Genomic DNA, 12,362 nt, shown 5'->3' with positions numbered 1-12,362 from the left:
GTCTGCGAGGCCCGTCCCACCAGGAGGATGCGTGACCGACACGTTCGACCCCGGACCCGCCCCCGCCGTCCCGGTGGCCCGCACCGCCGTCCAGGAACGCCCCCCGGGCCCGGGCGTCACCGTCCTGGCCGGCCCCACCGCCGTCGGCAAGGGCACCGTGTCGGCCTATGTCCGCGAGCACTACCCCGAGGCCTGGCTGTCCGTCTCCGCCACCACCCGCCCGGCGCGCCCGGGCGAGGAGGACGGGGTGCACTACTACTTCACGACGCCGGAGGAGTTCGACTCCCTCGTCGAGGCGGACGAGATGCTGGAATGGGCCGTCGTGCACGGCGTCCACCGCTACGGCACGCGGCGCGACCGCGTGATGGAGGCCGTGGCGCAGGGCCGCCACGTCCTGCTGGAGATCGACCTGCAGGGAGCGCGCCAGGTCCGCCGTGCGCTGCCGGAGGCCACCTTCGTGTTCCTGGCGCCGCCGAGCTGGGAGGAACTCGTGTCCCGGCTGCTCGGCCGCGGCACCGAGAGCCCGGAGGAACAGCGCCGCCGGCTCGAAACGGCTAGACTGGAACTCGCCGCGGAACCCGAGTTCGACGCCGTCGTCGTGAACGACCGCGTGGAGCGGGCCGCCGAGGAACTGGTGAGACTCATGGGGCTGGACCCCGAGCGCCGTCCGACCGAGGCCTGAGGACCGGCCGCACCGACGCCGCACCCGGCGCCGACGTGACAGTGAGATGAAGACTTTGGAGACCCCGTGACCGAACAGTACGAAGGCATCGTCAACCCGCCCATCGACTCCCTGCTGGAGCGGGTCGACTCGAAGTACGCCCTGGTGCTCTTCGCCGCCAAGCGGGCCCGGCAGATCAACGCCTACTACTCGCAGCTGCACGAGGGGCTGTTCGAGTACGTCGGCCCGCTCGTGGACACCCAGCTGAACGAGAAGCCGCTGTCCATCGCCCTGCGCGAGATCGAGGCCGACCTGCTCGTGTCCCGCGAGGCCGTCGAGGCCACCCCGGAGGCCGACCTGGCCGCCGAGGACTTCGGCGACTTCTCCCTGCCGGGCGAGGACGACCCGTTCGCCACCCTCGAGTCGGCCGACGCCCACCAGCCGATGGGCGATCCCGCCGCCATCGAGGAGGCCGCCGAGACGGTGCGCGCCGAGGAGGGCACCTCCGAGGACGCCCCGGAGGCCTGAGCCCGTCATGGAGATCGTCCTCGGGGTCGGCGGCGGCATCGCGGCCTACAAGGCGGCGCTGCTGCTGCGCCTGATGACCGAGGCCGGCCACGGCGTGACCGTGGTGCCCACCGCCAACGCCCTCGAGTTCGTGGGCGCGGCGACGTGGGAGGCCCTCTCCGGTCGCCCGGTCCGCACGGACACGTTCGAGGCGGTCGACGAGGTGAACCACGTCCGGCTCGGCCGGCGTGCGGACCTCGTGGTGGTCGCGCCGGCCACCGCCGATCTGCTCGCGCGCACCGCCGCGGGGATGGCGCCCGACCTGCTGGGCAACGTGCTGCTCACCGCCACGTGCCCCGTCGTCCTGGCCCCCGCCATGCACACCGAGATGTGGCACCACCCCGCCACGGTCGCCAACGTCGCCCTCCTGCGCGAGCGCGGCGTCACGGTCGTGGACCCCGCCGTGGGCCGGCTCACCGGGGCCGACTCCGGCGCCGGGCGGCTGCCCGAGCCCGCCGAGATCTGGGAGCGTGCGCAGGCCGCCGCGGCCGCGGGCGCCCCGCGCCGTCCCCGGGCCTCCGGGTCCGACGCCGAGCCGACACCCGGCCCGCTGGCCGGTCGCACCGTGGTGATCACGGCCGGGGGCACCCGCGAGGCGCTGGACCCGGTCCGCTACCTGGGGAACCGCTCCTCCGGCAAGCAGGGGGCCGCCCTGGCGCGCGCCGCCCTCGAGGCCGGCGCCACCGTGCGGTTCGTCGCCGGGTCCATGTCCGTCCCGACGCCCGAGGGCGTCGAGCGCGTCGTGCCCGTGGAGTCCACGCAGGACCTGCTCGAGGCCGTGCTGGCGGAGGCCGCCGACGCCGACGTCCTCGTGATGGCGGCGGCCGTTGCGGACTTCCGACCGGCCGAGGTCTCCGACGCCAAGATGAAGAAGGGCGACGACGGCGGCGCGCCCGTCATCGTGCTCGAGCGCACCCCGGACGTGCTCGCCACGGCCGTGCGGACCCGCTCCGAGGGCGGGCCCATGGCCCCGCTCATCGTCGGCTTCGCCGCGGAGACCGGCGACGCGACGTCCTCCGTGCTCGAGTACGGCCGGGCCAAACTGGCGCGCAAGGGCTGCGAGATGCTCGTGGTCAACGAGGTCGGCACGGACAAGGTGTTCGGCCGGGACGAGACCGCCGTGACCATCCTGTTCGCCGACGGCCGCCCCGCCGTGGAGACCGTGGGCTCCAAGGACCAGGCGGCGGCCGCCGTCGTGCAGGCGATCGTGGATGACCTCGCCGGTCGCGACCCCGCCGGCGCGTCGGGCCGCTGACCTAGACTGTGCGGCATGACCGATGCCGCCTCGCTGAGCCCCGCCCGCCACGCCGACCCGTATTCGGGGGTGGGCGGCGGAGAGCTCCGCCTCTTCACCTCCGAGTCCGTCACGGCGGGCCACCCCGACAAGATCTGCGACCAGATCTCCGACGCCATCCTGGACGCGATCCTCGCCGCCGACCCGTCGGCGAAGGTGGCCGTGGAGACCCTGACCACCACCGGCCTGGTGCAGGTGGCCGGCGAGGTGAACACCTCGGCGTACGTGGAGATCCCCAAGATCGTGCGCGAGACCATCCTGGACATCGGCTACGACTCCTCGGCCAACGGCTTCGACGGCGCCCAGTGCGGCGTGAACATCTCCATCGGCCAGCAGTCCTCGGACATCTTCGCCGGCGTCTCCCGGTCCCTCGAGGCCCGCGAGTACGGCTCGGCGGACGAGGTGGACGAGCAGGGCGCGGGGGACCAGGGCATCATGTTCGGCTACGCCACGGACGAGACCCCGGCGTACATGCCCATGCCCATCTACCTCGCGCACCGGCTCTCCGAGCGGCTCACCGCGGTGCGCCGGGCGGAGAACACGCCCATGCCGTACCTGCTGCCGGACGGCAAGACGCAGGTCACCATCGGCTACGCGCCCGGCCACGTGCCCACCACGGTCGAGGCCGTGGTGGTCTCCACGCAGCATCACGAGTGGGTCACGCAGGAGCAGCTGCGGGCGGACGTGGAGGAGCACGTGATCCGGCCCGTCATCGAGCGCTCCGGCCTCGACACCTCCGGCATGCGGATCATCATCAACCCGGGCGGCAAGTTCGTCATCGGCGGCCCCGTGGGCGACGCCGGCCTCACCGGTCGCAAGATCATCGTGGACACCTACGGTGGCATGGCCCGGCACGGCGGCGGCGCCTTCTCCGGCAAGGACCCGTCCAAGGTGGACCGCTCCGCCGCCTACATGCTCCGCTGGGTCGCGAAGAACGTGGTGGCCGCCGGCCTCGCCTCGCGCGCCGAGTTCCAGGTGGCCTACGCGATCGGCTCGGCCCGGCCCGTGGGCCTGTACGTGGACACCTTCGGGACGGCCACGGTGCCGGAGGAGAAGATCATCGAGGCCGTGAACGCGGTGTTCGACCTGCGTCCGGCCGCCATCGTGAAGGAGCTGAACCTCCTGCGGCCCATCTACCGACGGACCGCCGCGAACGGCCACTTCGGCCGGGACGACGCCGACTTCACGTGGGAGCGCACGGACCGCGTCGAGCAGCTGCGCGCTGCCGCCGGCCTCTGATCCGGAGGCGGGCATCACGGACACGCTGTTCGCCCTCCCGGAGCCGGAGGACGCGCCCCGACTGCCGGAGCGGGCCGAGGGGTGGCCGGAGCGGCCGATCGCCCGCGTCCTGCTGGACTCGCCCGTGCCGCACCTGGACCGCGAGTTCGACTATCTCGTGCCCGTGGCCCTGGACGACCGGGCGGTCCCCGGCTCCCGCGTGTCCGTCCGCTTCGGCGGACGGGCCATGACGGGCTGGCTCGTCTCGCGGGAGCAGGAGCCGGCCACCGGCGCCCAGCTCACCGAGCTCACCGGCGTGCTCACCGCCATCCCGCCGCTGACGGAGGAGGTCCTGGCGACCGCTCGCGCGGTGGCCCGCCGCCAGGCCGGCGTCGTCACGGACGTGCTGCGGGCCGCGGTGCCCCCGCGCGTTGCGCAGGTCGAGAAGGCCGCCCTGGCGGAGGACGCGGAAACCGCCGCGGACCACCCCGTGACGCTGACCGGCACGGACGCCGAGCGCCCGGAGGCGCCCGCGGCGGAGGAGGGCCTCGTGCCCACGGTGTGGGAGTCCCTCGAGGGGGGCACCGCGTTCGTGTCCGCCGTGCTGGCCGGGGACGCCGCGCGGGCGGCCGCCGTCGTGCCCTCGCGCCTGTTCGAATGGGACGAGGCGGGCGCGCTGGCCGCCCTGGCGCGCACGGTGGCCGCCTCGGACGGCGGCGTCCTGCTGCTGGTGCCCGACCACCGCGACCTCGACCGGCTCTGCGCCGCCCTCGACGAGCACGTGGGGGAGGACGCCTACGCGCGGATCGGCTCCGAGGACGGCAACACGCCCCGGTACCGCGCCCACCTGGCCGCGCTGCGCGGCACCCGGCGCATCGTGGCCGGCACCCGGGCCGCCGTGTGGTCGCCCGTGCGCGACCTGCGGCTGGTGGTGCTCTGGGACGACGGCGACGACGCGTGGGCAGAACCCCGCGCGCCCTACTTCCACGCCCGAGAGGTCGTGCTGGAGCGGGCCCGCGCGACCGGCGCGGCGCTGCTCTTCGCCGGGCCCTCCCGGTCCGTCCCGGTGCAACGGCTCGTCGAGTCGGGCTGGCTGCTGCACCTGGGCCCCTCCCGCGCGACCCAGCGGGAGCTCGGGCCGCGGGTCGTCTCCACCGCCGACGCCTGGGAGACGGCGCGCGACCCGTTCGCGCAGCGGGCGCGGTTGCCGCAGGCCGCCTGGGCCGCCGCCCGCGCCGCGCTGCTCGGGCCACGGCCCGGCCCGGTGCTCGTGCAGGTGGCCCGGGCCGGCTTCATCCCCGCCCTCGTGTGCGAGCGCTGTCGCACGCCCGCCCGCTGCCGCGTCTGCGCGGGGCCGCTGGGCTTCCGTGACGCGCGGGCCGCCCGGCACGGGGAGGTGGCGTGCCGGTGGTGCGGCACCCGGGAGCGCGGCTTCCGGTGCACCGAGTGCGGCGGCACGACGCTGCGGGCCGGGGCCCGCGGCGTGGACCGCACGGCCGAGGAGCTGGGCCGGGCGTTCCCGCGCGTGCCCGTGCACGCCTCCTCGGCGCAGCACATGCTCGGCTCGGTGCCGCCCGGGCCCTCCCTGGTGGTGGCGACCGTGGGGGCCGAGCCGGCGACGCCCGACGGCTACGCGGCCGCCCTGCTGCTCGACGGGGACAGCCAGCTCCAGCGCGAGGGCCTCGACGTGCCGGGCCGCGTGCTCGCCCGCTGGCTCGCGGCCGCCTGCCTGGTCCGCCCCGCCTCCGACGGGGGCGTCGTGGTGGTCACCGCGGACGCGGGGGAGGCGGTGAACGCGCTCGTCCGACGGGACCCCGACGGCTTCGCCGCGCGCCAGGTCGCCGAGCGGCGCGAGCTGCACCTGCCTCCCGCCGGCCGCCTCGCAGAGGTCACGGGGGAGGCCGCCGCCGTCGCGGAGTACCTCGAGCTCGTGGAGGCCGCCCGCCGGGAACGGCCGGACGAGGACGTCCACGAGGATCCGCACTCGGCCCCGCTCGATGGCGGCCCGGCGCGGCTGCCCTGGATTGGGCCGGTGCCGGACCCCGCCGACGAGACCCGCTCCCGCGCCCTGCTGATCTTCCCCTACGCGGCGGCCGAGGCCACCGTCGGCGCCCTGCGCGCCGCCCGGTCCGCAGCGAGCGCTCGGCGGGAGACCGCCCCGGTGCGGGTGCGGCTCGACCCGGCCGGGGTGCTCTGAGGGGGCGGCCGGACCGACCCGCAGCCCGAGGGGCCGGAGCGCGGCGACGCCGGGGCGATGACGGCGTCAGCGGCCGGCGCGGCGGAGCCAGTCGCGGATCAACGCCGCACAGGCGGCCGGCCGCTCGTAGTGCAGCAGATGCCCGACGCCGTCGAGGACGTGCAGCTCCGCCGTGCCGCCCGCGTCGTCGATCGCCGCGGCGAGCGCCTCCTGTGCCGGCACCGAGCCCAGCGGATCCTCCCGCCCCGCGACCAGCAGCACCGGCAGGCTGAGGCGGGCGGCGACGTCGGCCACGGAGCCCGTGCTCGAGGCGCGGTACGCCTCGGAGAGCATGCGCGCGGAGGCGAAGCCCGAGAAGTGGCGCCGGTGCTGGTCATGGGTGTACGCAAGGACATCCCTGTCCCTGGTGCGGGTCATGGCGAGCGTGGTCACCCACACGACCGGCGGCGCGCCCAGCAGCAGCCGCGCCGAGCGCTCGGGCATGCGGGCGGCGACCTCGTAGTACCCCTCGGCGACGGCCGCCAGCACCCGGCTCGTCACGGACGCGGACGCCTGCAGCGCGGGTTCGGCGATGGGGTTGAGCAGGACCAGCCGTCCCCACCGGGACGGCTCCCGGGCGACCAGCTCGGCCGCCACCGTCGTCCCGTAGGAATGTGCGACCAGCACGGGGGCGGCCGGCAGCCGCAGGGCGGCGACGACGGCGGCCACCGCGTCCGCGTGATGGGCCACGGTGTGCTCGGCGTGGGGGAAGGGCTCCGAGGCCCCGAAGCCGGGCAGCTCGATCGAGTGGATCGGATGCTCCGGGAGCGCGTCGGCCAGCAGGGCGAGGCCGTGGTGGTCCCCGCGGAAGCCGTGCACGAACACGAGCGGGGCAGCGGCCGTGTCCCCCTTCAGCCCGGAGGGCGATCCCGGCGCGGCCTCCGGAACGGGGGCGTACTCCCACACGGCCACGGACGACGGGGTCCCGCTGACGGGGTCCGGCACGGCCAGGGTGCGCCGACGGGGCGTCCGGGCCGGGTGGTCCGTGAGCACGCGGGGATCGGCGGGCGCCGCGGGCGGGCGCAGCAGATCGCGCAGGCGGACGGGCGGGCCCGGGGCGGCGGGCGGCGTCGGGGCAGGCACGTCCCCACCCTAGCCAGGCCGGTCTGGAACCTCAGCGACGTCACCCACGCCTCCCGCACGCTGCTGTTGGACCTGGGCGCGGGGACGGGGTCCGCCGAGATGCTCGGCCTGATCGCGACCGCGGCGTGCCCGCGGGAGGGCGGCCCTGGGGTGGGCCTGAGGCCACGCTGCCCGGATCCCGGCGACTCCTGGTCCTGGCCACGATGGCGCGCGCGTGCCTACCGTACTCCGGCCCGTCCCCGGTCCCGGGGCCCGCACGGGCGCACCCCGTCCCCCACGAAAGGCCCATGCGTGCAGCACCCCGTCGCCCTCAGATCCCTGAAGATCGCCCTCGCCTTCGTCGGCCTGCTCGTCGGCGCCGGCTTCGCCACCGGCGCCGAGGTCATCCAGTACTTCGTGGGCTTCGGCTGGATCGGCATCGTGGGCGCGGGACTGGCCGGCCTGCTCGTCACCGCCGGCGGCGCCGTCATCCTCCAGCTGGGCAGCGTGTTCCTCGCGGCCGACCACAAGGTCGTCTTCCGCAGCGTCTCACACCCCGTGATGGCCCGCATCCTGGACGTCGTGGTCACGGTGACGCTCTTCGCGATCGGCGTCGTCATGCTCGCCGGGGCGGGCTCCACGCTCGCCCAGCAGTTCGGCTGGCCGACGTGGGCGGGCTCCACCCTGATGACCCTGCTCGTGGTCGTGACGGGCATGCTGGACGTGGAGAAGGTCTCCGCGATCATCTCCCTGATCACGCCCCTGGTGATCGTCGCGGTCGTGGCCGGGTTCGTCCACGTCCTGGTCACCCGCGACGGCGGCTTCACCGCCCACGAGTCCCTCGCCGTCCAGGCCACCACGCCGGTGGACCCGTGGTGGCTGTCCTCGGTCAACTACTTCGGCCTCGTCGTCGTGATGGCCGTGTCCATGTGCCTCGTGATCGGCGGGTCCATTACCCACCCCCGGGAGGCGTTCCTCGGCGGCCTCACCGGTGGCCTGATGTACACCGCCCTGCTCCTGATGGCCTCCACGCTGCTCTACCTCGGCTACGCCGACATCGGCCGCGCCGACGTCCCCATGCTGCGGCTGTTCGCCTCGATCGCGCCCTGGCTGGGCTGGGCGATGGTCGTGGTGATCTACCTGATGATCTTCAACACCGCGATCGGCATGTTCTACGCGCTGGGACGCCGCCTCACGGCCGACCGCCCGGGCCTCTACCGGCCCGTGTTCGCCGGCGTCACGCTGCTGGCCTTCGCGGTGAGCTTCGTCGGCTTCGGCGACCTGATGAACGTCGTCTACCCGGCGCTGGGCCACCTGGGGATCGTGCTCGCGCTCGTGCTCCTCGTCTGGTGGCTCACCCACCGCCGGCAGATCTCCGCCGAGTCGGGGCTGCGTCTGCGCCTGCTCGCGCTGCTCCGCCTGCGTGAGCATCCGGAGAAGACCTTCACGGCCCAGCACGCCGTGCAGCTGCAGGAGGCGGTCGGGGACTCCGTGGCGGCCCCAGGCGCGGTGACGGAGGCCCTCGAGGACGAGGTCGCCCAGGTGCTCGAGGAGGACGACGCGCTCACCTCCGGAGGGGCGCGCCCCGGTCCCGACGCCGGGCCCGAGCGTCCGGCAGGCGGCAGTCACTCCGCCTGAAACCGCGTGCCCGGCCGGTCACGGCGTCTCGGAGCGGCCCTGCGGCCGGGCCGGGGCGCCGTCGCCGTAGGATGGGGTGGCCGGCCGTGCCGCCGGCCCCGTCCGCGCCGCCCGAGGGCCGGCGCCCCATCCCGACTGCGTGAGGACTCGAACCGCCGTGAGCCAGACCCCCGACAGCGCCGTGCCGGCCACCCCCAGCATCCCCGCCGACGCGGAGTACTCGTTCCGTGACGTGGAGGCCCGTTGGGCCGGGTACTGGGAGAAGGCCGGGACGTTCGCCCCGCGCGAGGACGGCTCCGAGACCCGCACCGTGGTCGACATGTTCCCCTACCCCTCGGGCGACCTGCACATGGGGCACGCCGAGGCGTTCGCTATGGGCGACGTCGTCGCGCGTCACTGGATGCAGCGCGGCTTCGACGTGCTGCACCCCATCGGCTGGGACTCCTTCGGCCTGCCGGCCGAGAACGCCGCCATCAAGCGCGACGTCCACCCGGCCGAGTGGACCTACGCGAACATCGAGACGCAGAAGCGTTCCTTCCAGCGGTACGGCATCGCCGTGGACTGGTCCCGTGAGCTGCACACCTCGGACCCCGAGTACTACCGGTGGACCCAGTGGCTGTTCCAGCAGCTGTACCGCAAGGGCCTGGCGTACCGGAAGGACTCCCCGGTCAACTGGTGCCCCCAGGACCAGACGGTGCTCGCCAACGAGCAGGTCGTGGACGGCCACTGCGAGCGCTGCGGCACCGAGGTCACCAAGCGGACCCTGAACCAGTGGTACTTCCGCATCACCGACTACGCGGACGCGCTGCTGGACGACATGGACCAGCTCACCGGTCACTGGCCCGAGCGCGTGCTCGCCATGCAGCGCAACTGGATCGGCCGCTCCGAGGGCGCCCACGTCGACTTCCAGGTCGAGGACGGCCCCGTCGTCACGGTCTTCACCACCCGGCCGGACACGCTGTACGGCGCGACCTTCATGGTGGTCGCCGCCGACGCCCCGCTGGCCGCCGAGCTCGCCGGCGACGACGTGCGGGCCGAACTCGAGGCGTACCGCGAGGACCTGAAGAAGGTCTCGGACATCGACCGCCAGGCCACGGACCGCCCGAAGAGCGGCGTGTTCCTGGGCCGCTACGCCGTGCACCCGCTGACCGGTGAACGCCTGCCGATCTGGGCCTCGGACTACGTGCTGGCCGACTACGGCACGGGCGCCATCATGGCCGTGCCGGCCCACGACCAGCGCGACCTCGACTTCGCCCGCGCCATGGGCCTGCCCGTGCGCACCGTGCTGGACACCGGCGAGGAGGACCCGGCGGTCTCCGGCGTCGCGACGACCGGCGAGGGCATCCTGGTGAACTCCGGCGAGCTCGACGGCCTGGACAAGGCCGCGGCCATCGCGCGGGCCATCGAGATCATGGAGGAGCGCGGCACCGGCCGGGGCACCACCACGTACCGCCTGCGCGACTGGCTGCTCTCCCGTCAGCGCTTCTGGGGCACCCCGATCCCCGTGGTGCACTGCCCGGACTGCGGCGAGGTCCTCGTGCCGGAGGACCAGCTGCCGGTCACCCTGCCGACCGACCTGAAGGGCGAGCAGCTCGCCCCGAAGGGCCAGTCGCCCCTGGCCGCGGCGACGTCGTGGGTCGAGGTGGACTGCCCGCAGTGCGGCGGCCCCGCGCGACGGGACACCGACACCATGGACACGTTCGTGGACTCGTCCTGGTACGTGCTCCGCTACGCGTCCCCGAACGACGACGCCCGCGTCTTCGACCCCGAGGCCCTGCGCCGCTGGCTGCCCGTGGACCAGTACGTGGGCGGCGTGGAGCACGCGATCCTGCACCTGCTGTACGCCCGCTTCTTCACCAAGGCCCTGCACGACCTCGGCCTGGTGCCCTTCACCGAGCCGTTCCGCGCCCTGCTCAACCAGGGCCAGGTGCTCAACGACGGCAAGGCCATGTCCAAGTCGCTGGGCAACGGCGTGGACCTGGGCGATCAGCTGGACGAGTTCGGCGTCGACGCCGTGCGTCTGACCATGGTGTTCGCCTCGCCGCCCGAGGACGACGTGGACTGGGCCGACGTCGCCCCGGGGGCGGCCGGCAAGTTCCTGGCCCGCGCGTGGCGCCTGGCCCGCGACGTCCGCGCGACGGGCGCCCCGGCCGGCGCGGACCCGGCGGACGGGGCCGTGGCCCTGCGCCGGGTGACGCACCGGACCGTGCACGAGGCCCAGCAGCTGCTGGACGACGGCAAGTTCAACGTGGTCGTCGCCAAGACGATGGAGCTGGTCAACGCGGCCCGCAAGGAGATCGACGCGGGTGCCGGCGCGGCCGATCCCGCCGTCCGCGAGGCCGTCGAGGCCGTGGCCGTGCTGCTCTCCCTCGTGGCGCCGTACACGGCCGAGGACATGTGGGTCCTCCTGGGCCACGAGCCGTCCGTGGTCCGCGCCGGCTGGCCCGCGGTGGACGAGTCGCTGCTGGTCGAGGACACCGTCACGGCCGTCGTCCAGGTCAAGGGCAAGGTCCGCGACACCCTCGAGGTGCCTGCGGACATCACGGCCGAGGACCTCGAGGCGCGCGCCCGCGCGTCGCAGAAGGTGCGGAACTTCATCGGGGACGCCCAGATCGTCAAGGTGATCGTGCGTGAGCCCAAGCTCGTGAACCTGGTGATCCGCTGACCGCGTGAGACCGGCCCCGACCGGGCCGGGGGAGAGGAGGCAGGCCGTGGCGAGCATCGAGCAGTGGCGCGACGACGCGCTCGTCCGCCTGCGCTCCCGCCGCTCCCAGCTGGCCGGGCGGGCGCGCTACGGGCTGCGCCCGCCCCGCCGGGACCGCACGGCCGTCGTCACGGACTCGGCCGCCGCCCTGCCCGGCGCCGTCCTCGGACACGGTCTGGCCGCCGGGATCCGCCAGGTGGCGCTGCCCGTCATGGTGGGCGAGCAGATCCACACGGAGGGCACGGACGAGCTCGCGCTGGAGCTGCCGCTGGCCCTGGCCGCCGGCACCCCGGTCCGCACCTCGCGGCCCTCGCCGGGCGCGTTCCGGACGGCCTACGCCGAGCTGGCCCGCGCCGGCTACGCACGCATCCTCTCCGTCCACCTGTCCGGCGAGCTCTCCGGCACCGTGGAGGCCGCGCGCCTGGCCGCCGCGGACGCCGAGCGCCCGGTGACCGTGGTGGACTCGCGCACCGTGGGCTTCGCGCTGGGCATGGCCGTGGTGGACGCCGCCGTGGACGCGGGGGTGGGCATGCCCGTGGCCCGCATCCGCGAGCGGCTCGAGGCCACCGTGGACTCCAGCCATGTGCTGTTCACGGTGCCCAGCCTCGAGCAGCTGCGCCGGGGCGGGCGGATCGGCGGGCTGGCCTCGCTGCTGGGCACGCTGCTGCAGGTGCGCCCCGTCATGTCCGTCGACGACGGCGCGATCGGCCTGGTCGACCGCCCGCGGTCCGCGGCCCGGGCCGTCGACCGGCTCGTGGAGCTCGCGACCGAGCGGGCCGGCGAGGACCCGGTGCGGATCGCCGTGCACGAGTACGGCGACCCCGAGACGGCCGTGCAGCTCGCGGAGCGGCTCCAGCCGGTCTCCACCACCCCCGTGCCCGTCGTCGAGCTGCCCGCCGTGCTCGCCGCGCACCTGGGCCTGGGCGCCCTGGGTGTGGTGATCTGCCCGCTGGAATCGCCCACGGGGGGCTCGGGGGACTGA

At 74.8% G+C, this 12,362-nt stretch carries 9 protein-coding genes; 8 read left to right on the top strand and 1 reads right to left on the bottom strand.

Annotated elements, in window-relative coordinates; genetic code table 11:
* The first annotated feature begins 31 nt into the window (after positions 1-31).
* From gmk to DE149_RS06885, 5 genes are all read left to right on the top strand, one after another.
* Positions 32-682, top strand: a complete 651-nt coding sequence (gene gmk / locus DE149_RS06905; protein ID WP_010078602.1) for a guanylate kinase — start codon at positions 32-34, stop codon at positions 680-682.
* A 66-nt stretch (positions 683-748) separates the two neighbouring features.
* A complete protein-coding gene (rpoZ, locus tag DE149_RS11910) occupies positions 749-1,189 on the top strand; it encodes a DNA-directed RNA polymerase subunit omega (protein ID WP_010078603.1) in 441 nt (146 codons plus the stop codon).
* 7 nt (positions 1,190-1,196) lie between these two features.
* Positions 1,197-2,483, top strand: coding sequence for a bifunctional phosphopantothenoylcysteine decarboxylase/phosphopantothenate--cysteine ligase CoaBC (coaBC, locus tag DE149_RS06895; protein ID WP_044659810.1), 1,287 nt, complete (start codon positions 1,197-1,199; stop codon positions 2,481-2,483).
* Between the two features lie 15 nt (positions 2,484-2,498).
* Positions 2,499-3,761 (top strand): methionine adenosyltransferase, encoded by a 1,263-nt coding sequence (metK, locus tag DE149_RS06890; RefSeq protein ID WP_010078605.1) that lies wholly within the window; start codon positions 2,499-2,501, stop codon positions 3,759-3,761.
* 13 nt (positions 3,762-3,774) lie between these two features.
* Positions 3,775-5,937, top strand: a complete 2,163-nt coding sequence (locus tag DE149_RS06885) for a primosomal protein N' (protein ID WP_370446022.1) — start codon at positions 3,775-3,777, stop codon at positions 5,935-5,937.
* A gap of 66 nt (positions 5,938-6,003) precedes the next feature.
* On the opposite strand, the gene DE149_RS06880 is transcribed toward DE149_RS06885, so the two are convergent.
* A complete protein-coding gene (locus DE149_RS06880) occupies positions 6,004-7,059 on the bottom strand; it encodes an alpha/beta fold hydrolase (protein WP_113914213.1) in 1,056 nt (351 codons plus the stop codon).
* Positions 7,060-7,350: 291 nt separating this feature from the next.
* On the opposite strand from DE149_RS06880, the gene DE149_RS06875 reads away from it, so the two are divergent.
* The 3 genes from DE149_RS06875 (at position 7,351) to DE149_RS06865 (ending at position 12,362) form a co-directional block, all read left to right on the top strand.
* The gene (locus tag DE149_RS06875; protein ID WP_113914212.1) at positions 7,351-8,676 is read left to right on the top strand and encodes a hypothetical protein; all 1,326 of its coding nucleotides are present in this window, start codon (positions 7,351-7,353) and stop codon (positions 8,674-8,676) included.
* A 157-nt stretch (positions 8,677-8,833) separates the two neighbouring features.
* Positions 8,834-11,341 carry a leucine--tRNA ligase gene (leuS, locus tag DE149_RS06870; RefSeq protein ID WP_113914211.1) on the top strand — a complete coding sequence of 836 codons (2,508 nt, stop codon included), beginning with the start codon at positions 8,834-8,836 and terminating at the stop codon, positions 11,339-11,341.
* Between the two features lie 46 nt (positions 11,342-11,387).
* On the top strand, positions 11,388-12,362 hold the full coding sequence (locus DE149_RS06865; RefSeq protein WP_113914210.1) for a DegV family protein: 975 nt from the start codon (positions 11,388-11,390) through the stop codon (positions 12,360-12,362).

Source organism: Micrococcus sp. KT16, from assembly GCF_003315015.1.
GTDB lineage: Bacteria > Actinomycetota > Actinomycetes > Actinomycetales > Micrococcaceae > Micrococcus > Micrococcus luteus.
Note: the sequence above shows the minus strand (reverse complement) of the source record. Positions and strands in the feature narration are given on the sequence as shown.